The organism is Zobellia uliginosa (assembly GCF_018860745.1).
Taxonomy (GTDB): Bacteria; Bacteroidota; Bacteroidia; order Flavobacteriales; family Flavobacteriaceae; genus Zobellia; species Zobellia uliginosa_B.
This window is the reverse complement of the sequence record NZ_JAHKPY010000012.1, coordinates 225,390-245,352: the sequence shown is the minus strand read 5'-3', so window position 1 is coordinate 245,352 and position 19,963 is coordinate 225,390. Positions and strand designations below refer to the sequence as shown.

General features: G+C 36.1%; 19 protein-coding genes. 12 read left to right on the top strand and 7 right to left on the bottom strand.

The annotated features are described in order from the left end of the window. Nucleotides 1–72: 72 nt before the first annotated feature. The 6 genes from carA (at nt 73) to ctlX (ending at nt 7,778) form a co-directional block, all read left to right on the top strand. Nucleotides 73–1,194 (top strand): glutamine-hydrolyzing carbamoyl-phosphate synthase small subunit, encoded by a 1,122-nt coding sequence (carA, locus tag KO521_RS12400; protein ID WP_215940230.1) that lies wholly within the window; start codon nt 73–75, stop codon nt 1,192–1,194. A gap of 119 nt (nt 1,195–1,313) precedes the next feature. Beyond that, the gene (eno, locus tag KO521_RS12395; protein ID WP_215940229.1) at nt 1,314–2,606 is read left to right on the top strand and encodes a phosphopyruvate hydratase; all 1,293 of its coding nucleotides are present in this window, start codon (nt 1,314–1,316) and stop codon (nt 2,604–2,606) included. Between the two features lie 132 nt (nt 2,607–2,738). Then, nucleotides 2,739–4,274, top strand: a complete 1,536-nt coding sequence (locus KO521_RS12390) for a glycogen synthase (protein ID WP_215940228.1) — start codon at nt 2,739–2,741, stop codon at nt 4,272–4,274. A gap of 130 nt (nt 4,275–4,404) precedes the next feature. Continuing rightward, a complete protein-coding gene (locus KO521_RS12385; RefSeq protein ID WP_215940227.1) occupies nt 4,405–5,691 on the top strand; it encodes a citrate synthase in 1,287 nt (428 codons plus the stop codon). 120 nt (nt 5,692–5,811) lie between these two features. After that, nucleotides 5,812–6,744, top strand: coding sequence for a dimethylarginine dimethylaminohydrolase family protein (locus KO521_RS12380; RefSeq protein WP_215940226.1), 933 nt, complete (start codon nt 5,812–5,814; stop codon nt 6,742–6,744). A gap of 104 nt (nt 6,745–6,848) precedes the next feature. After that, nucleotides 6,849–7,778, top strand: coding sequence for a citrulline utilization hydrolase CtlX (gene ctlX, locus KO521_RS12375; protein WP_215940225.1), 930 nt, complete (start codon nt 6,849–6,851; stop codon nt 7,776–7,778). Nucleotides 7,779–7,793: 15 nt separating this feature from the next. Here the strand turns inward: ctlX and KO521_RS12370 are convergent, their stop codons facing one another. Together KO521_RS12370 and KO521_RS12365 are read right to left on the bottom strand one after the other, a co-directional pair. Continuing rightward, nucleotides 7,794–8,987 (bottom strand): OmpP1/FadL family transporter, encoded by a 1,194-nt coding sequence (locus KO521_RS12370; RefSeq protein WP_354668204.1) that lies wholly within the window; start codon nt 8,985–8,987, stop codon nt 7,794–7,796. Between the two features lie 46 nt (nt 8,988–9,033). Further along, nucleotides 9,034–10,347, bottom strand: coding sequence for a DUF4270 family protein (locus KO521_RS12365; protein ID WP_215940223.1), 1,314 nt, complete (start codon nt 10,345–10,347; stop codon nt 9,034–9,036). Nucleotides 10,348–10,586: 239 nt separating this feature from the next. Here KO521_RS12365 and KO521_RS12360 point away from each other — a divergent pair, with 239 nt between their 5' ends. The 4 genes from KO521_RS12360 (at nt 10,587) to KO521_RS12345 (ending at nt 13,763) form a co-directional block, all read left to right on the top strand. Continuing rightward, entirely contained in the window at nt 10,587–11,588 is a 1,002-nt protein-coding gene (locus KO521_RS12360) for a Kelch repeat-containing protein (RefSeq protein WP_215940222.1), read from the top strand. 63 nt (nt 11,589–11,651) lie between these two features. Continuing rightward, entirely contained in the window at nt 11,652–11,978 is a 327-nt protein-coding gene (locus KO521_RS12355) for a DUF4907 domain-containing protein (protein ID WP_215940221.1), read from the top strand. 9 nt (nt 11,979–11,987) lie between these two features. Next, complete coding sequence (locus tag KO521_RS12350; protein WP_215940220.1) at nt 11,988–13,025, top strand: sensor histidine kinase; 1,038 nt, start codon at nt 11,988–11,990, stop codon at nt 13,023–13,025. Nucleotides 13,026–13,028: 3 nt separating this feature from the next. Next, a complete protein-coding gene (locus KO521_RS12345; RefSeq protein ID WP_215940219.1) occupies nt 13,029–13,763 on the top strand; it encodes a LytR/AlgR family response regulator transcription factor in 735 nt (244 codons plus the stop codon). A gap of 46 nt (nt 13,764–13,809) precedes the next feature. Here the strand turns inward: KO521_RS12345 and KO521_RS12340 are convergent, their stop codons facing one another. Next, entirely contained in the window at nt 13,810–14,565 is a 756-nt protein-coding gene (locus tag KO521_RS12340) for a hypothetical protein (RefSeq protein WP_215940218.1), read from the bottom strand. 235 nt (nt 14,566–14,800) lie between these two features. Continuing rightward, on the bottom strand, nt 14,801–15,076 hold the full coding sequence (locus KO521_RS12335) for an EF-hand domain-containing protein (RefSeq protein ID WP_215940217.1): 276 nt from the start codon (nt 15,074–15,076) through the stop codon (nt 14,801–14,803). Nucleotides 15,077–15,269: 193 nt separating this feature from the next. Between KO521_RS12335 and KO521_RS12330 the strand changes: the two genes are divergently transcribed. Next, nucleotides 15,270–16,310, top strand: coding sequence for a sensor histidine kinase (locus KO521_RS12330; RefSeq protein WP_215940216.1), 1,041 nt, complete (start codon nt 15,270–15,272; stop codon nt 16,308–16,310). Next, on the top strand, nt 16,297–16,992 hold the full coding sequence (locus KO521_RS12325; protein ID WP_215940215.1) for a LytR/AlgR family response regulator transcription factor: 696 nt from the start codon (nt 16,297–16,299) through the stop codon (nt 16,990–16,992). Before KO521_RS12330 ends, KO521_RS12325 begins: the two co-directional genes overlap by 14 nt. Before the next feature lie 124 nt (nt 16,993–17,116). On the opposite strand, the gene KO521_RS12320 is transcribed toward KO521_RS12325, so the two are convergent. From KO521_RS12320 to KO521_RS12310, 3 genes are all read right to left on the bottom strand, one after another. After that, nucleotides 17,117–17,266, bottom strand: coding sequence for a hypothetical protein (locus KO521_RS12320; RefSeq protein ID WP_215940214.1), 150 nt, complete (start codon nt 17,264–17,266; stop codon nt 17,117–17,119). A gap of 242 nt (nt 17,267–17,508) precedes the next feature. Beyond that, entirely contained in the window at nt 17,509–19,005 is a 1,497-nt protein-coding gene (locus KO521_RS12315) for a BCCT family transporter (protein WP_215940213.1), read from the bottom strand. Nucleotides 19,006–19,059: 54 nt separating this feature from the next. Continuing rightward, on the bottom strand, nt 19,060–19,914 hold the full coding sequence (locus KO521_RS12310) for a hypothetical protein (RefSeq protein WP_215940212.1): 855 nt from the start codon (nt 19,912–19,914) through the stop codon (nt 19,060–19,062). Between the last annotated feature and the right edge of the window lie 49 nt (nt 19,915–19,963).

The window sequence follows — 19,963 nt, the reverse complement described above, 5'->3', positions numbered from 1 at the left end:
TGGAAAAGGATAAACTTTATAGTTTATCCTTTTTTTATGTTTATTTGTGAAATTAAAAAAAAGAACAAACGTATGAAGTATCAATCCCGAAAGAAAGCATTGTTATTGTTGGCCGATGGCACCATATTTTATGGTAAATCCGTTGGTGATAAAGATGGAACGGCATTTGGAGAGGTTTGCTTTAATACCGGAATGACCGGTTACCAAGAAATTTTTACGGACCCGTCATACTTCGGTCAGATTATGGTAACCACAAATGCCCATATAGGGAATTACGGTACTGTGGCAGAAGAAGCGGAGTCTGATTCAATTAAAATCTCTGGTCTGGTATGTAGAAATTTCAGCTATAATTATTCTAGGCCGAGAGCAGATAAGAGTTTGGAGAATTTTTTGGAAGATAATAATCTCTTTGCAATATCCGATGTTGATACTCGTGCATTGGTAGGATATATTAGAGATAACGGAGCAATGAATGCTGTGATTACTACAGATGTTGATGATATCGAGGGTTTGAAAGCCAAGTTGGCGAAAGTACCAAGTATGGAGGGTCTAGAATTGGCTTCTAGTGTTTCTACGACGGGGGCTTATTTCTTTGGAGATGAACAGGCACCAATGAAAATTGCAGCGTTAGATATTGGAATTAAAAAGAATATTTTGAGAAACCTTGAAAAAAGAGGTGGATACGTAAAAGTCTTTCCTTACAATACTTCATTTGAAGAAATGGAAGCTTGGGGAGCTGATGGATATTTTATTTCTAATGGACCTGGAGATCCAGAACCTCTATCTGATGCTATTCAGACCGCAAAAGGAATGATTGCTAGCGGGAAACCAGTTTTTGGTATTTGTCTTGGTCATCAAGTTATAGCATTGGCTAACGGAGTTTCTACCTTTAAGATGCACAACGGCCACAGAGGAATAAACCATCCAATTTTAAACTTATTGACTGGGAAAGGTGAGATTACTTCTCAAAATCATGGTTTTGCTGTGAATAAAGAGGAAACTGAATCAAATGAAAATTTGGAAATCACCCATGTTCATTTAAATGATGAAACGGTTGCTGGTATCCGAATGAAGGGCAAAGATGTGTTTTCGGTTCAATATCACCCAGAAGCAAGTGCGGGACCACATGATGCAGAATATTTATTCGATCAATTCTTTGATTTGATTGAGAAAAATGCAACAGCAATGGCATAAGGTTAAGTTATTGTTATAATTACGGTAATATAGTTGCGCCGTACCATGCATTACTTTCACGGTTTTGTATATTTGCAGCTAGCAAAATTTAAGAGAATTCCAAACTTAAAATTATATTTATGAGTATCATACTAAGTGTACATGCACGTCAGATTTTAGATTCAAGAGGAAACCCTACGGTAGAAGTAGACGTTATTACCGAAAATGGAGTAATGGGTCGTGCTGCTGTTCCTTCAGGAGCATCAACAGGAGAACATGAAGCAGTAGAACTTCGCGATGGAGATAAGACCTTTATGGGAAAAGGTGTTCTTAAAGCGGTAGAAAATGTAAACACGATAATTGCTGAGGAAATCTTGGGAATGTCTGTTTTTGAGCAAAATCTTCTGGATCAAGTAATGATTGACTTAGATGGTACGGCAAATAAATCAAAACTAGGAGCAAATGCTATTTTAGGAGTTTCATTGGCAGCGGCTAAAGCGGCAGCTAACGAATTGGGTATGTCTTTATTCCGTTATGTTGGTGGGGTAAGCGCAAATACATTGCCAGTCCCTATGATGAATATCATTAATGGTGGATCGCATTCTGATGCGCCTATTGCTTTTCAGGAATTTATGATAATGCCCGTTAAGGCTAAAAGTTTTTCTCATGCCATGCAAATGGGAACTGAAATCTTCCATAACCTAAAAAAAGTATTACATGATAGAGGCTTAAGTACAGCAGTAGGTGATGAAGGTGGATTTGCACCAAACTTAGCTGGTGGTACTGAAGATGCTCTTGATACTATCGCTAAAGCTGTAGAGAATGCAGGTTATAAACTAGGTGATGAGATAATGATTGCCCTGGATTGCGCTTCTGCCGAATTTTACGTAGATGGCAAATATGACTACACTAAATTTGAAGGTGACAAAGGAGTGATAAGAACTTCTGAAGAGCAAGCTCAGTATTTGGCGGAATTAAGTGCTAAATATCCTATCATTTCTATTGAAGATGGTATGGATGAGAATGATTGGGATGGTTGGAAATCACTGACCGATAAAATTGGTGATAAAGTTCAATTGGTAGGAGATGATCTTTTTGTTACCAACGTTGAACGTTTGTCAAAAGGTATAGATAATGGTATTGCAAATTCTATCTTGATCAAAGTAAATCAGATTGGAACACTTACCGAAACAATTGCAGCTGTAAACATGGCGAAAAATGCAGGATATACTTCTGTAATGAGTCATAGATCAGGTGAAACTGAAGATAATACCATTGCTGATTTGGCCGTAGCGTTAAATACAGGTCAAATTAAAACCGGTTCTGCTTCAAGATCGGATCGTATGGCCAAGTACAACCAATTACTTCGTATTGAAGAAGAATTGGGCGAAACAGCCTATTATCCTCAGGATAAAGCATTTAAGATTAAATAGTGAATTAAAGCTTATTAGTAAAATTGAAAAACTGGCCTTTCTTTCGATATTTTTCGAATCAGAAGGCCTTTTTTTTTGCAGTAATCACAAAGATTACCTACCTTTTTAACAAACTTCTAACCAATGCCTCACATGAATAATTTTCTTTTTGTAGCTGCTGAAAATGATGGGATAGCTAACTGTAAAGCAGGAGGCATGGGTGATGTTGTGCGAGATGTACCAAGGCACATAGCCAAAAGAGGTGATAAAGTGCAAGTGGTGGTGCCATCATATTCTAGGCTTCATCATAACGGTACATTTAGGACCAACCTGGACTTTCAATTAAGAGGTACTAATTACAGGGCTGAACTCTATGAGGTTCCTGGAAAAAAAGAATACCCTAATATTGTGCATTATGTTATTCACCATCCGGAAATTGAAGAGGGAGGAATAGCTCATATTTATCATGACGATCCTACAGAGCCATTTTTCACCGATTTCATAAAATATGTAATTTTTTGTACTGCGGTTGCCGAGGCAATAAAAATGGGCGCATTTGGAGATTTGGATATCGTACATATGCATGACTGGCATGCTAGTGCTTTACTTTTCTTAAAAACCTATCATCCAAGTTATACGGATTTGAAGAAAATGCGTTACGTATATAGTATACATAATTTAGCTATTCAAGGCATACGTCCTTTTTATGATAATTATGCTTCGGTTCATAATTGGTTTCCGGAGTTGCAATTAGATCATGATGCTTTAAAAGACCCGCGCTATCAAGATTGTATTAATCTTATGGCAGTTGGTATTAGGTTGGCAGATTCGGTTCATACCGTATCTCCATCTTATAAAGAAGATGTGATGTTACCAAGTGCAAGACCTGAATTTGTTGGAGGTGAGAGTTTGGAGAAAGATTTACAACATGCAAATAATGAAGGTAGACTTATAGGTATACTTAATGCTTCTAATTATAACAATATAAGAAAGGCGGATAAAGGCAAGATATATCGTAACACTGTAAAAGCTCTTTTTCGATGGTTACAGGATGAGTCTAAAAAATATAAAGCCGATTTTCTAGCCCATACAGGGGAGAAGATAATGTTATATGTATCGGAAAAGCCAAAGTTTATAGTTTCTAGCGTAGCCCGATTAACAGAACAGAAATTTTATTTTTTTAAACGCTCTCCGGAGGCTTTTGAACAAATGCTTCAAAGGTTGCGCGATATAGATGGTATATTTATGCTGCTAGGTACGGGAGATCCTGATTATGAAGAATTTTTCCGTAGTATGAGCTATAAACATGATAATTTTATCTTTACCAACGGGCAATCAGAAGACCTTATAGACTCTATTTATTTAGAGTCGGATTTATATTGCATGCCAAGCCTTTTTGAACCCTGCGGTATAAGTCAGATGCTGGCTATGCGTAATGGGAATCCTTGTTTTGTGCACCATACTGGCGGTTTAAAAGATACTGTCGTTCCCGGTGTAACAGGTTTTGCTTTTGACGGTAAGACCTATGACGAAAAAATAAAAAATATGGTCAAGAATTTTAGTGAGGCCATTGATGTTTGGGAGAATGATAAAGATAAATGGAAGGAAATCAAGGCTAATGCATCTAAAGTTCGCTTTACATGGGAGAAGTCTTTAGATGAGTATTATGAAAAATTATATGTTCTATAAGGGAAATCGGTTTTTCTGCAACAACCAATCAAATCATTGTTAATTATTAAATAAACAAAAAAACATCGTTGTTAAGATGTTTCATTTTGTGTAAATTTACGTCCACTTCAATTTTAAGTAAAATTCAAAAATGTCAGATAAAGCTACTTTAGAGTACAACGGTAAGAAATATGAATTTCCGGTAATCAAGGGCACAGAAGATGAGCTCGCCATAGATATCAAAACCTTACGGGCTTCCACAAACGGTATTATAACAATAGATCCAGGTTATAAAAATACAGGTTCTTGTGAAAGTGCCATCACGTTTTTAGATGGTGAAAAAGGTATATTAAGGTATCGTGGTTATTCTATTGAAGAACTGGCGGAAAAGGCCGACTTCCTAGAGGTTGCTTACCTTTTAATTTTTGGGGAATTACCTAATAAGGTTGAATTAGAAAAATTTCATACCGATATTAAGGAAGAATCTCAAGTTGATGAGGAAATGAAAAAGATTTTGGATGGATTTCCGAAGTCCGCACATCCAATGGGAGTCTTATCTTCATTAACTAGTGCACTTATCGCCTTTAACCCTTCAACAGTTGATGTTTCTTCGGATAAAGATATGTACCATGCCATAGTTCGCATTTTGGCCAAATTCCCGGTACTTGTTGCTTGGACGCTTAGAAAGAAAAAAGGATTGCCATTAGATTATGGTGATGATACTTTGGGCTACGTAGAGAATATTCATAAAATGATGTTCAAAAAGCCAAACCAAGTGTATTGCAAAGATGATTTGGTAATCGATGCTTTGGATAAGTTGTTGATTCTGCATGCAGATCACGAGCAGAACTGTTCTACATCTACAGTAAGAATAGTAGGTTCTTCACATGCAGGTCTTTTTGCATCTCTGTCTGCAGGTATATCTGCCTTATGGGGGCCCTTGCATGGTGGAGCAAACCAAGCTGTATTAGAAATGCTTGAAGCTATTGAAAAAGATGGCGGGGATACCAAAAAATATATGGCGAAGGCCAAAGATAAATCAGACCCTTTTAGATTAATGGGCTTTGGTCACAGAGTTTACAAGAACTTTGACCCAAGAGCGAAAATCATTAAAAAAGCGGCGGATGATGTATTAGAAAGTTTAGGTATTGACGATCCCATTTTGGCAATTGCCAAAGGATTGGAAAAAGAAGCCTTGGAAGATCAGTACTTCGTAGACAGAAAATTATACCCTAATGTAGATTTCTACTCTGGTATTATCTATCGCGCGTTGGGTATACCAACAGAGATGTTCACTGTAATGTTCGCATTGGGACGTCTGCCCGGATGGATTGCACAATGGAGAGAAATGCGTTTAAGAGGTGAGCCAATAGGAAGGCCAAGACAGGTTTATATTGGTGCTACTCAACGCCCTTTTGTAGATGTGGAATTGAGATAAGCAACATTACTATTTTATATCAAAGTCCTTTTTTGAGAAACTCAAGAAAGGACTTTTTTTTATTTTTATAAATCTTGTTGCCCGCCAATTGGTTCTCTTATCTTTGCCATCAAAAAGTATATGCTTAAGCTTCACGTAAACGATGAGATTTCTAAGTTAAAAGTTGTGGTTTTGGGTACTGCTAAAAGTAACGGACCCACACCAAAACCAGAAGAGACCTATGATCCTAAATCATTAGAGCATATTTTAGCGGGTACGTATCCAAAGGAAGAGGATATGATTCTTGAGATGAATGCATTTGCAGAGGTATTTAAAAAGTATGATGTGCAAGTATACAGACCAGAAGTCTTAACGGATTGTAATCAAATTTTTTCTAGGGATATCGCTTTCGTTATAGAGGACAAGCTCATCATAGCTAATATTTTACCGGATAGAGAAAAAGAGGTAGAAGCTATTCTACATGTTTTGGATAGAATAGAAGATGAGAATATTCTACATCCACCAGAGGAAGTACATGTGGAGGGTGGTGATGTTATGCCATGGGGCGACTATATTTTTATAGGTACCTATACGGCAGATGATTATCCAAGTTATATTACTGCCAGAACCAACCAAGAAGCTATAGATTATATAACAGAACAATTTCCTACTAAAAAAATAAAGTCATTTCATTTGCGAAAATCCAATACAGATGCTAAACAGAATGCGTTGCATTTGGACTGTTGCTTTCAACCTTTAGGAAAAGGAAAAGCCATATTACATAAAAATGGATTTTTGGTGGAAGAAGAATACCAATGGCTGGTAGACTTTTTCGGTAAGGAAAATATATTTGAAATTTCACCTGACGAAATGTATCAAATGTTCAGTAACGTGTTTTCTATTTCACCAGAAGTAGTGGTCTCGGAAAAGAACTTTACACGTCTTAATAATTGGTTGCGAAATCAGGGCTTTACGGTAGAGGAGATTCCATATTCGGAAATAGCTAAGCAAGAAGGTCTTTTGCGTTGCAGCACGCTGCCATTGGTTCGGGAACAGGACTCATATGTAGGTTAATACTTTCCTTTAACAGTGTATTTTTTGCAAGTCTAATATTTTGATATATCCTAGGTTATACAGAATTAAAAGCGCTAATTTTGCGAAAAATTAATTAAATCTTTATGCAGATTACGAATAACATACTAATGATTCGCCCGGTCAATTTTAGAATGAATGAGCAGACTGCGGTTAATAATTATTTTCAGGAAGATATAGATGTCAAGAATTCTACTATCAATTCAAAGGCGCAACAAGAGTTTGATGCCTTTGTAAAGGTATTGCGCTCCAAAGGCGTTAATGTAATAGTGATTGAAGACACCAAGGAGCCTGATACTCCAGATTCTATATTTCCTAATAATTGGATTTCGTTTCATGCTAACGGTACGGTAGGTTTATATCCTATGTTTGCAGAAAACAGACGTAATGAAAGACGTGAGGATATTTTAGATATTCTTGAGCAAAATGGATTACTTATTGAAAATGTAGTGGACTATACCTCTGCAGAGGAAGAAGGGATTTTTTTAGAGGCAACAGGAAGCATGGCTTTGGATAGAGTGAATAAAAAAGCATACTGTGCACTATCTAAAAGAGCCGATGAGGATTTATTTATAGAGTTCTGTGAAGATTTTGAATATTCTCCGGTAATTTTTACTGCAAACCAATCTGTAGATGGCAAAAGAATGCCAATTTACCATACAAACGTTATGATGTGTTTGGCCACGAATTTTTCGGTAATATGTCTTGATACGATTGATGATAAAAAGGAGCGTAAAAATGTAATTGATCATCTAAAGCAAGACGGTAAGGAAATCATTAAAATTACCGAACAGCAAATGCACCATTTTGCTGGTAATATGCTTCAGGTTTTAGGAAGCGACGATAAAAAGTATCTTGTAATGAGTTCTTCTGCCTACCACAGTTTAACTCCTGAGCAAATTGAAGCTATAGAGAAGTATTGTGAGATTATTCATAGCTCTTTGGAGGCTATTGAGACTTGTGGCGGCGGTAGTGCTCGTTGCATGATGGCAGAGGTTTTTCTGCCGCATTCTTAATGAGAAAATTCTTTACTAGTTTATTTTTCGTTTCTGGAACCAAAGGTCTTCTAGGCTAAAATTCAATGTTAATAGGTGAAAGTTCTCTTTTATCAAAATATTTTGAATTTGACCTTTAGATCCGTAACTGTAAGATAAATTCATCATAGATTTTTGACTATGACCTATTGGTATGCCAATACCAGCGGTAAAGTTGTATCCATCTACTTTTTTTTTATTTATGGAAAGGTATCCGTTGTCATAATTAAAACCGGTACGGTAACGAATGCGATCGGCATATTTATAACCCCTAGGATCTTTGATATATTCCAGACCAATTCCGTATATGTCTTGGTCTGCATAACTTCCAAGACTTTCTGTTTGTCCAGTAGCATCCCAATAGTTCTTCTTATAATCCGCGCTTATGGTTAACGTTTCAAAAAGATTAGCACTCAATCCTAAGCCCACTTCCAACGGCATGTTGAAATTGGCAGAAGTATCGCTGGCACCATCTTCTACCGTTATTTCTGTACCATCTAAACTTTTTGTAATGGAACGTTTGATATTTCCTTTTAAGCTGGTTGGAAATTGAACCGTACTACCAATGGTAAAATTTTCAGATACATCAAAATGCATGCCCAGGCCAAAACGGATACCGGAATAGTTCGTGGTTTCCTCAGAATAAAAAGTGCTTTGGTTTAGTATAAAAGACTCATTTTCTTCAATGTTTCCGAATAGAACGGATGCATTTGCCCCCAACCTAAAGTTGGGTAAGACACTGTACCCTATATTAAATTTAAGTTCACTTAAGCCTCCAATGCCATTTACATTGCTCTCAAAAGTTTCATCTGTTCCTTCTATGTTGGTTTTGATTCCTATCAAGGAATATCCCATCTCACTATAAGGAACAAGAGAAATACCTGCACCTAATCCTTCCGCTATCCTAAAAGCAAGGGCTAGATTAGAAAAGTTGATGGTAGTTTTTGTTTCACTATCCGCCTTATTGCTGTACTGGTTGTATTCGCCCTTTATACCTATGTCATAAAAAAATGACCCTTTGGGAATTAAAGCAAAATTTGCAGGGTTTAAATTATTGATTTGATTTGAGGTCTTGAGGCCTATTCCTGTAAATCCCATTCCATTGGTTCGCCCTATGCTAGATTGGTTTATGGCGCCTAGGCCGTACAAAGAATAGGGAGAACTAGTTAAACTTTCTGATTGTGCTCTCACGGCACAGAAGTTTAGGAATAATACAAAAGTAGAAAAGAGTAAAACTTTATTCATCTTCGTCATAAATGGCATAAGTGAGCTCAAGCGTGGTACCTTGAGAATTTATATCTGTGTTTAGTACAAAACGATCCACTGTTGAATTGTAATTGCTAGGCAAAAGAATCAGGGCATCTGAGGATTCTTGGTCTACGGATAGTAACTCTTCTAAATAGCCACTTAAGGGTAATTCGTAATAGATATCATTAAACTCTTGGTTTTCTTTATTTAGAATAGCTTGTGCTACAGAACCATCTGTTGAATACAATTGGCTGGTTAATTCATTGTTTTGGTCTACAATAAAGACAGAAAGAGTATCTCTCAAAGCCAATGCATCGGTATATGATCTTATTGCAGGGGCAATCCTAAGGGAGGCATCTAGTAGTGTACCCTGTCCAGGAATATCAAATACCGATTTTATATAAGGAAATTCAAGCCTAGTAGCTATGCCCATACCGGACTGTATAAAACTTTGGTTATCAGTTTTGGAACTATGGAGGTTTATTTCTTGATCGATCAAAGTCTTTAGATAATCAATGGGTTCGTCTGCAGAGATTTGATTAAAAAAAGGAAGGGGAGAACTACTTGTATTAACATAGAAATCCGTGTAATACTGCGTTCTTTCGTTTTCTGTGGCTATGGTGTAATAAAGACGCATATTAGAGGTCAATGAAAAACCAATTATAGAACCATTGTCATCTGCATCGGGTTGAACGGTAATACCGTAAAAGTAGTTTTTGAACTCATCATAGTTCGTTATTTTCTTTAATTGTAAATCGTCAAACAATTCTTGTCCTAAAACGTCCGTTAGTTTAATTTCAAGAGAATCTGTATTCATGGGTCTTGGGTAGTAGGTTGTGCGCCCTAAATCTTCTTCTTCAAAGTCTATCTTGCTCGTGTTGTAAAAGTTAATACCATCCGCTGGTTTCATATTTTCGCTCAGTTGGTTTATGTGAATGGTATTTAATAACAGGGTATCATTATAATGGTAATTGTCCGGTCTAAGTAAGAATGTTATACTATCATACTCGGCATCAGTGTCAATGAAATAGGAGGTAGGAACCAACTCTAAAAAACTGGCAGCTTTGACCGCTCCAAAAATAGGGTCGTTATATTTTCCAACAAGCATGCGAACAGATTGTGATGTGTCTATACTATCAAACTTCATAGTAGAGAAATCTACAGTCATTGTATCCAACTGAACCACACGTATATCACTATCTGTAAAGGTGTCTCCTGCCTCAAAATCAGAAGTATTAAGGCTATCGGTACTACAAGATGTTAAGAAGGTTAAGCAGATTAAAACGACTATGATGTTTTTCATATTGATAGTATTTGAGGGTAAATGTATTGGACACGCTAGCGCTTATAAACCGGAATAGACAAACCTCCATAGTTATAAGACCAATACCCGTTTTTTGACTATTAAAACATAAAGCGTTTTGGTAGATTAAATTCTAGTGTTCATGTGTTAAATACGCTGCTTCATCTATTTCGGTTTCAAGGGTGAACACCGTGTTTTAGTTTTGATGAAAATTAACTGGCTAACAAAATAGAAAGCACATGAAAGGATTGAAATACTATGTAGGTACGATAATAATCTTCAGCACAATGGCCAGTACACTGGTGAGTTGTTCAAATGATGACGATGATGACGATTATTTGGGTAACTGGACAGATAGATCTGTTTTTGACGGTAGTCCACGTAGCGGAACTTCAAGCTTTACAATTGGAAATATGGGGTATACCGGAGTGGGATATGATGGTGATGATTATCTTACTTCTTTTTGGTCTTATGATATGGATGGCGATTTTTGGTCGCAGAAAGCAGATTTTATAGGCACTGCACGAAATGCTGCAGTTGGTTTTGAAATTGATGATATAGGTTACATTGGGTCAGGATATGACGGGTTAGATGAACTTTCTGATTTCTACGCTTATAATGCAGGTTCTAATTCATGGGAAGAAATTGCTTCTTTGCCTTCTACCACAGGTAGAAGGAGTGCCGTAGCTTTTGGAATGAATGGCTTTGGTTATTTTGGAACAGGATATGACGGAGAGAATGATCGTAAAGACTTTTGGAAATATGATCCAGTAACGGACACTTGGTCAGAACTAGTTGGTTTTGGCGGGGATAAAAGAAGAGCTGCAACCACTTTTACTATTGGAGATAAGGTCTATTTGGGAACTGGCGTCTCTAATGGTATCTATATTGATGATTTTTGGGAATTTGATGCCGCTACGGAAACATGGACAAAGAAATTGGATTTGGACGAAGAAGATGATTATTCCATTACCAGAAGTAATGCGGTTGGTTTTACTCTCAATGGATATGGGTACATAGCCTGTGGTGTATCTAGTGGAACTTTAGGCTCTGTTTGGCAGTATGATCCTAGCATTGATAGTTGGGAAGTGAAAACCAGCTTTGAGGGAACTACAAGGCAAGATGGAGTGGCCTTCTCTAATGGAACAAAAGCGGTTGTTGGATTAGGAAGAACGGGAAGTCTTTATTTAGATGATTTGTATGAATTTTTTCCTTTTGATGAATACGATGATGAAGATTAGTTAATTTATTTGAGTTAGTAATGGGGCAGTCCTTCTGGTACTGCCCTTTTTTTAATTAAGCTTATGAGAATACGGAAAATTCACATTTTATTGGCAGCAGTGGTCATCTTGGTTGCATATATTACGTTCAACCTTAAAAAGGTAGAAGTAAAAAAGACACAGCTTCGCGCAGAGACTATAAAGGTTACTAATGGCTATGGTTATGAAATTTTATATGAGGATAAGATTTTGGTAAAACAGGAAGTTATACCGGCAATACAGGGGAAAAGGCCTTTTGAATCTGAAAAGGATGCCAGATTAGTAGCAGATGAGGTTCTTAAAAAAATAACAAAGAAAAAGGCTCCTTTTGTTACTGTTGCTGAACTTAACGAATTAAGAATAAAACTTTAAAGTAAAAAGATGAATGCACCCAAAAGAAAATACTTTCCGCAGTGGTTAGTACATGCCTTCTTCTGGTGTGCTATTTACTTAATATTCGTTTATCCATTTTTAATAGAGTCTAGGTCAATTCCGCTTCATATTATTGTAAAGTTATTCATGGCAGCAGGATTGTTTTATTTCAATTATTACTATCTGGTTCCCAACTTTCTGTTGAATGATAAAATGAAAACCTACATTGGGATTTCAATACTTATATTCATTACTTACACCTATTTGTCACATGTATTATTTATACCGGAAATCCCCAAAGACTTAGGGCCTCTTGGAAATTTTTTAGGAGAAAGAAGAGCTTCGGGTATGCCGTTACGTTTTTCTTTAATGCCGTTCGTTACCCTAATCGTACCTTATATATCCGCTATAATGCTGCGGGTTTATAATGAATTGCAGAAAAACGAAAATCTGCGTAAAACGGTTGAAAAAGAGAAGGTGCAGTCGGAACTTCAATTTCTAAAAACGCAATTAAATCCCCATTTTTTATTCAACTCACTTAATACTATTTATTCGCTATCCGTAAAAAAATCACCGGATACTTCTGAGGCTATTATAAACCTATCGGAATTAATGCGGTACATGATTTATGAAGCAGATAAAGACTTGGTGCCATTAGGAAAAGAGATAGAATATATTAAAAGCTATGTGGCACTACAACGTCTAAGGTTGGCCAACAGTGAAAATGTATATCTAAAAATTTCCGGTGATGACACTGGTAAGATAATACCATCTCTTCTGTTCATTTCCTTTATAGAGAATGCTTTTAAATATGGCACTGATTATGCCGGAAAGACCTACGTGAAAATAAACCTTTTAATCAAAGTGAAGTCTATACATCTGTACGTTGTAAACAAAATTGGAAAGCATCAGGCAAAGTCCGAAAGTAGTGGTGTGGGTCTTCAAAACGTAAAGAATAGATTAAATTTTTTATATCCAAATTCTCATGATTTGGACATAAAAGATGACGGGGCTACTTATGAAGTTAATTTAATTCTAAACCTATAAATTATGAAATGCATTCTAATAGATGATGAACCGTTGGCCATTGAAATTTTGGTGGACTACTGTAAAAAAATAGGTTTTATTGAGGTTGTTGGGAAATTTACCAACCCATTGGAAGCCATTCCAACAATTAATGAGCAAAAGGTAGATGTCATTTTTTGCGATATTGAGATGCCACAAATAAATGGACTGGATTTTATAAGCGCTCTTGATAACCGTCCGCTTTTTGTTTTTACAACGGCTTACTCTCAATACGCAGTAGAAGGTTTTGAACTTAACGCGGTAGACTATTTGGTAAAGCCAATTCCATACCAGCGTTTTATAAAAGCAGTGCTAAGGGCAAAAGAACTTTTAACACGTAAAGATGCACCAGCTATTATTTCTAGTGCCAATGTATTTCCTTCTAGAGGGGATGGAAATGAGAGTCAGAAGTTTATTTTTGTGAAATCGGAACATGAGAGTGTAAAGATTAATTTAGATGACATACAATATGTGCAAGGACTTAAGGATTATTTAAAAATTCATGTAGTGGGCTGTAATAAGGCCATTTTAACCTTGCTCAGCTTTAAGGATATTTTAGAAAAATTGCCTCCTAATCAGTTTATTAGAGTACATAAATCTTTTGTGGTAAACGTAAATTTTATCAAAACCATACAGCGGAACAGAATTGTAATTGATGATATTCGTATTCCCATTGGGGAGAGTCATAAAACCCAATTTTTCTCTTTGTTGGGTCTGTAGTCTGTGTTCTTGTTTAAACTGATGAGGGAAGGTCTAAACATTGTTTTTAAAGACTGTAACCTAGTTCCTCTCCTAACTTTTTGGACATCACTTGCGTTCTATTCCTCAATTTTTTAGCGCTTGTAAGCAAGTTTTCTGTCTGAAGCAAACGGTCTACTATGCTATTTTGATAATCTTTACTTTGTAACAAGTTGTAGTAGTTGGATTTTTCTCCAAAAGCTTTTATTCTTTCATATTTAGGGTTCTCCTTGGCTAGCATGTCTTTTAATGCCAAATGTTTTTCTAATGACGGCTGTAACCGGTCTAAAACAATCTCTTTTATTTTTAGATCGATAGACTTTAGTTTTTGAATTTCTGCAGGGTAGTTCATGATTAGACTTTTAAGCGAGTCACTTTCTATAAGTTCAAATTTGGTGGTATTAATCACGGAATTCAAAGCGCCATCCAATAGATTTATTTGTGTGTAGTTAATGTGGACAATAGTGTCTTTAGCTCCAATACTGATTTCATCATAAGGTAGGCCTATATAATTCATAGTATGCTCCAGCCTCCTAGCAGTATTGGAGTATTTGACAATTGAAGTATTCAAAATTTTTAAGTTCGTGTCCAACTCATCGTAAAGGCTTTCATAAATTTTTAGCTCAACAATCCTGTTTTTACGAATTTCGTTGAGGTCATTTATCTTCCAGGCAATTAATATACCAATTGCAATGAGTAAAATCTCTCCAAAAGCGTAGGTCAAATAGCTTTTTAATTTCCCTGAATCTAATAATTTTTTTCTTATTTTTCTGAATACGGTCATAACTTATTATTCCGCTTTTGAAGCTATAATGTTAGTTGTTAACTGAGCAACTCAAGAACGGTTTAATCCGTTGTAGATACCTCCAACTAGTATTTCAGTTTTTGTATTGACTTCATCTGCGTTGGAGTCATCATCTACACTAGAACTGTTTAGTAAAAGAAAGATTAGAAATACCACACAGGACTAGTACGAACATTTGTTTTATTTCTTAAGATCTTGAATTTATGGATTGCTGTTATTTTTTTCCTCTTTTAGGCTTTGGCGCATTTTTCAATTCTTCCAGAGAAAGATATCCGTCTTCGTTCGTGTCTATTTTTACAAAATCATTTTTAATGGGCCCCTTTAATTCGTCCTTTGATAATTTACCATCTTCATTGGCATCCATTTGCTCTATTAATTCATTTGCAGATGGCGGTTCCTGTTTACGATTATCTTGCGCTATACTAGTCTTTACGGTAATTAGGGTAAGTGTTGCTGTTGCAACGGCGGTGTAAAATGAACTTTTTTTCATAATGTTAAATTTTAAATAATACGTGTTTGTAGTTACAAAGATGGGTATCCACTTCATACAGAATGAAGGCAATCAGTGTATGATGAGAGGTTTTCAGTAAATGGCGATTTATATTCGGTGTACCCTTTGGTTTATAGGGTCCAGAGTGGCGATTTTTAAGTCTCGATGAGAAATAATTACTTTAATTTGTATCATGAAACAAACACATCGCTTTCTTTTTCATGTTTTTCTCTGGTTGGCCGTTTGGCTTATGGCATGGCTCTTACTTAATGAAAACGAAAGGTTTTTGAATAAAAACGCACCCTCTTTTGTAATGCAGATTGTTGTCATTGCAGCTTTGATTTATTGGACGGCACCCACTCTTTTGTTCAAGAAAAAATATCTTCTTTTTGGTATAGTTTCATTCGTGTTGATTGTTTCATGCTCTTTTTTAATTACGGAAAATCCTTTTCTCAGTAATATGCCAAAAGGAGATATGCCTCCACCCATGGCAGGGAGGCATAGAGGTGGGCCGCCTATGGCCCCGCCAGAAATATTGATTCAATTTTTAATATTATCCATCGCTTATGTGCTAGCTACTTTTGTAGAAACATTTTTATTCGCACAGAAAAAGGAAGAGGAGACTATTAGGAATAAGAATGAAAATCTTCAGATGGAATTAAAGTTCTTGAAATCTCAGATAAATCCACATTTTTTATTTAATTCCCTAAATAATATTTATGCACTTTCAGTTATTGATTCCAACAAAACACAGCAAAGTATTGGTACTCTTTCAGAAATGCTTAGGTATGTGCTTTACGAATGTGAACAGCCAACGGTGCCTCTTAAAAAAGAGATTTCGTACATTAGTAATTACTTGGATTTGTTCAGATTAAAGAGTAGTAGTCCATTTCCGATAAAAACTGATTTTCAAGTATCGGATACTAGCGCTATGATTGCGCCAATGATATTTATTCCATTTGTGGAAAATGCTTTAAAACATGGGAGTATGGACCATGTTGCGGATGGCTATCTAGATATTAAAGTGTATTCGGATAACAAAAAAATAGATTTTTATGTGGCTAATAGTGTGTCTGAAATGCCCGTGCAAAAAGATGCAGTTGGCGGCATTGGATTAGAAAATGTCAAGAAACGCTTGGAGATTTTGTACCCTAAAAATCATGAATTAAAAATTGATCAGACCCCAAAATGTTATACTGTAAACCTAAGCATTAATTTAAATGGAACCTCTTAAATGTATTGTGGTAGATGATGAGGAATTGGCACGTGGCTTAATAAAAAGCTATATAAAAAGGTTGGATTTCTTAATGCTTATTGCTGAAGTTGCCAATCCTTTGGAGGCTTTACAGGTAATGAAAAGAGAAAAAATAGATGTTCTCTTTTTAGATATTCAAATGCCCGAAATTAAAGGAACAGATTTTGCAAAATTGGTTCCTAATGATACACAAGTCATATTCACTACGGCATATTCTGAGTATGCTTTGGAAGGGTTTGAACTCAATGCTCTAGATTATCTTTTAAAACCTATTAGTTTTGAGCGGTTTCTGGCAGCGGTGAACAAAGCAAAACCTAATTTGGAAGAGAGTAGTTCTATAAAGGCAACCGCTATTAATGATAGTATTACCGTAAAATCCGGCTATGACCTCCACAAGATAAAATATGATGATATTCTATATATAGAAAGTGATAGTGAATATGTTAATTTTTACTTAGGCAATAAAAAGCTCATGAGCCTGCAATCTTTAAAAAAGTTGTTGGAGCTACTGCCTAAGAACAAGTTTATGCGTGTTCATAGATCATATATTGTTAATCGAGAAAAAGTGACAGCCCTTAAAGGTCGGGATATTTATATAGCTGATAAAGAAATACCTGTAAGTGCGCAGTATTTTGATGCTGTAAAACAAGAGCTATTTTAGAACTTGTAATAAAAATTAGAAAAGGACCTAGATATTTCTAGGTCCTTTTCGCATTTTAAGTAGGAATGTTCGAGGTGAAAACATTTAGGCTTTTGGGAAACCTAAATAGTTTTCATAATATTTTTTAGTTAAAACCATTTTGGGTTGAAACTTGCTCTATAGTTACGTCTGCCACCGCATGCTCTGTTTCGTGGTTATTATTAGAGTTGTTATATATAACTACTGCTGCAATAAAACTGGCAAGGTATAGTAGGCTTTTTAATTTCTTGTTCATAACGCTGGGGGTTTTGATTTCTGAAGCTAATTTACGGTGACTATTAATTCAAAAAAGGCGATTGTTGCCAAATGACATTTTTCCGATGCCAAAGTTTCTTTTTTTGTTGAATACCGTTTTTGCTCATCGGAGATATAAATCACTTCATCGAGAAGGTAATTTTCAACGGTATTTCCAAGAAGGATAAAATGGAGTTTAATGAAGTTTATAGATACTAGAAAATGTTTTTTTTACTAGTACACTTAGTTTTTAGAAAGTTTTTCTTTTTTATTCATCAATTCCCATACAAATGCTCCGGCCATATAAACCATAAAAAGAGCAAAAGGTAAAGATGTAACAATTAATAGCTTTTGTACGGCTGTGAGAACATCTACATCCGGTTTCGCATTGCCTAGTAGTATTAAGGACATTGTTGCCATTAAAATAAATACGGACCAGATGAGCCTGTGTTTTTTACTCGGTTCCTTTTTACCATGGTCCGTAAACATGCTCAGAACAAATACGGCAGAATCTACCGACGTTACCAAAAAACCGATAAGTAGAAAGATGGTCGTGAAATTCAATAGTGTGGCTATGGGGTAGTTTCCAAAAAACACAAAAATGGATGAAAAGACATTTCCAAACTCATTATTATAAGAGCCCCATGATTCAATAAGTTCAAAAGCTGAAGTCCCAAAAACCGAGAACCAAAAAAAAGTACCCAAAGAAGGAATGATTAGAACGCCCAAGAGCAGTTGTCTTAAAGTACGCCCTTTTGATATTCGAGCAATAAAAATCCCTGTAAAGGGTGCCCATGCAAGCCAAAATGCCCAATAATAAAATGTCCAGTCTGTTAGAAAGGTCATTCCAGGATCATAACTTCCGTAAGCCAAACTCATAGGTACAAAGTCAATTAGATAATTAGCGGTAGCTGTACCAAACGCAATTAAAATTCCGCTTATATCACTCAGTAAAAATATATATAACAATAGAAGCGTAGTAATTAAGATATTAACTTTTGAAAGTATTTTTATGCCTTTGTTTACCCCTTGCCAAGCAGAATAAAAGGCTATTGCCGAAATTAAGGTAGCCAAAAGTAATGTGGTAGTAACTTCAAAGTCGTTATCAAATATGTGACTAAGACCTCCGTTTATTTGAGCAGTTCCCAAACCAATTGCAGCAATGAGTCCAAAAACGGTAGTCACAATGGTCATAATGTCTATTCCATTTTTCGCCAACGGGCTGTAAATGGTGTCTTCAATAGTAGCGCTTACCCGTACTTGCTTTTTTCTAACAAAAAGAGCGTAGCCAACTACCATGGCAAAAAGACCATAAAAAGCCCAAGCAGTAAACCCCCATTGATAAAAAGTAAATTCCAAAGCCAATATTTCAGGCTTTAGACCTGAGGTGTATGGTGGGTTTTGTTGCATAAATACGGGTTCTTGTACGGCACGTAATAAAATGCCAGAACCCATACCCGCACTATACAGCATAGCGGTCCATGCCCAAAGCGAATGCTCGGGTTTTGATTCGTTCTTGCCCAATTTTATTTTTCCGAAAGGAGATAATGCTATTACTAATAAAAATAATACACAACCCAAACCTAAATAGAGATAAAAGAACCCAAAGTAGTTACGAACCCAAACCGAAGCTATTTCAATAGCCTCATAACTTGTTTCCGTAGCAAAAAACACCACAAGGGTAAAGATTAGGATAATGCCAATAGAGAAAGCTAGTAAAGGGTTTTTTAAATGTTTCATTAATTTGAAGCTCGGTTTTTTTCGGTAAGTCGTATGTAGTTTTTAGCCTATCTATTAGTTCTCACACATAAGTTTAAAATAAGAACTCTGACCTAGGTCCGATTCTAATATGGCCATAAATTCATTTGTTTTTGTCTTAATGATAATGGCTGATGTGTTCGGTGCAACTTCACCTAGATTTTCGGCATGTAGTGTTATTATGTTTTCACCAGGTTGCAGCGCAAGGTTAAAAAATTGCTTTTCGCGTTTCAATTGCACATGTTCTATGGCAACTTCACCATTTAAATAGACCGTAACTATATCATTGTCCATTCTGCGGTGGTCGTAAAGTCCTAGCTGAACGTCGCTCTCTGATACAGAATAGCTCTTGTTGCTATTTATCAACGTGCGTTCGGCAATCTTTTTTGGTATAATGGGTTTGATCACCCTAGTTGTTTTTGACGGTAAGGTTTTTTCTTTTGCTCTATTGGGGAGAGGTTTTGCAAACACACCTATTACCGTAATATCTTTTTCAAAATTGATAGAAGATGGCTTGTTATCTGTGTTGTCTAATGCTATGGTTAGATGGTCATAAATTCTGTCAGGCCGAATTATAAATGTAAAATGACCGCGAGTAGAAAAGCTTGGCGGAGGGTTGACTTCTAATTTAGGAGAGGATTGAACAGATTCTACAATGTCCGAAATACCATTGCTTACTATATCGTTGCTAGAGGGGAATACGGTAATTGGATAGGAGTAACTTTGGTCTGGAAGTTGTTTTCCAAAAATCCAAAATCCAATTTCATAAGCAGCTCCGGGTCTTAAGGGTTTGTTAAGCTTTGTCGTTAAGATTGATTCGTAGCCAGAAGGAGGGGTTTTAGGTATTTTTAGTATACTGAGTTTTTCATTCTGGGCATATACTGTTATCATTGCCAAAAAGCAAAATAGAAACAACACAAGTCTCTTTCTGTGGAATATC

What these genes read in the sequence shown, in the direction of transcription:
- KO521_RS12345 (WP_215940219.1), top strand. Translation starts at nt 13,029, where the DNA reads ATGAAATGCATTCTAATAGATGATGAACCGTTGGCCATTGAAATTTTG.
- KO521_RS12350 (WP_215940220.1), top strand. Translation starts at nt 11,988, where the DNA reads ATGAATGCACCCAAAAGAAAATACTTTCCGCAGTGGTTAGTACATGCC.
- carA (WP_215940230.1), top strand. Translation starts at nt 73, where the DNA reads ATGAAGTATCAATCCCGAAAGAAAGCATTGTTATTGTTGGCCGATGGC.
- KO521_RS12335 (WP_215940217.1), bottom strand. Translation starts at nt 15,076, where the DNA reads ATGAAAAAAAGTTCATTTTACACCGCCGTTGCAACAGCAACACTTACC.
- KO521_RS12355 (WP_215940221.1), top strand. Translation starts at nt 11,652, where the DNA reads ATGAGAATACGGAAAATTCACATTTTATTGGCAGCAGTGGTCATCTTG.
- KO521_RS12320 (WP_215940214.1), bottom strand. Translation starts at nt 17,266, where the DNA reads ATGAACAAGAAATTAAAAAGCCTACTATACCTTGCCAGTTTTATTGCA.
- KO521_RS12330 (WP_215940216.1), top strand. Translation starts at nt 15,270, where the DNA reads ATGAAACAAACACATCGCTTTCTTTTTCATGTTTTTCTCTGGTTGGCC.
- KO521_RS12360 (WP_215940222.1), top strand. Translation starts at nt 10,587, where the DNA reads ATGAAAGGATTGAAATACTATGTAGGTACGATAATAATCTTCAGCACA.
- KO521_RS12340 (WP_215940218.1), bottom strand. Translation starts at nt 14,565, where the DNA reads ATGACCGTATTCAGAAAAATAAGAAAAAAATTATTAGATTCAGGGAAA.
- KO521_RS12310 (WP_215940212.1), bottom strand. Translation starts at nt 19,914, where the DNA reads ATGATAACAGTATATGCCCAGAATGAAAAACTCAGTATACTAAAAATA.
- KO521_RS12365 (WP_215940223.1), bottom strand. Translation starts at nt 10,347, where the DNA reads ATGAAAAACATCATAGTCGTTTTAATCTGCTTAACCTTCTTAACATCT.
- eno (WP_215940229.1), top strand. Translation starts at nt 1,314, where the DNA reads ATGAGTATCATACTAAGTGTACATGCACGTCAGATTTTAGATTCAAGA.
- KO521_RS12390 (WP_215940228.1), top strand. Translation starts at nt 2,739, where the DNA reads ATGAATAATTTTCTTTTTGTAGCTGCTGAAAATGATGGGATAGCTAAC.
- KO521_RS12385 (WP_215940227.1), top strand. Translation starts at nt 4,405, where the DNA reads ATGTCAGATAAAGCTACTTTAGAGTACAACGGTAAGAAATATGAATTT.
- KO521_RS12315 (WP_215940213.1), bottom strand. Translation starts at nt 19,005, where the DNA reads ATGAAACATTTAAAAAACCCTTTACTAGCTTTCTCTATTGGCATTATC.
- KO521_RS12325 (WP_215940215.1), top strand. Translation starts at nt 16,297, where the DNA reads ATGGAACCTCTTAAATGTATTGTGGTAGATGATGAGGAATTGGCACGT.
- ctlX (WP_215940225.1), top strand. Translation starts at nt 6,849, where the DNA reads ATGCAGATTACGAATAACATACTAATGATTCGCCCGGTCAATTTTAGA.
- KO521_RS12380 (WP_215940226.1), top strand. Translation starts at nt 5,812, where the DNA reads ATGCTTAAGCTTCACGTAAACGATGAGATTTCTAAGTTAAAAGTTGTG.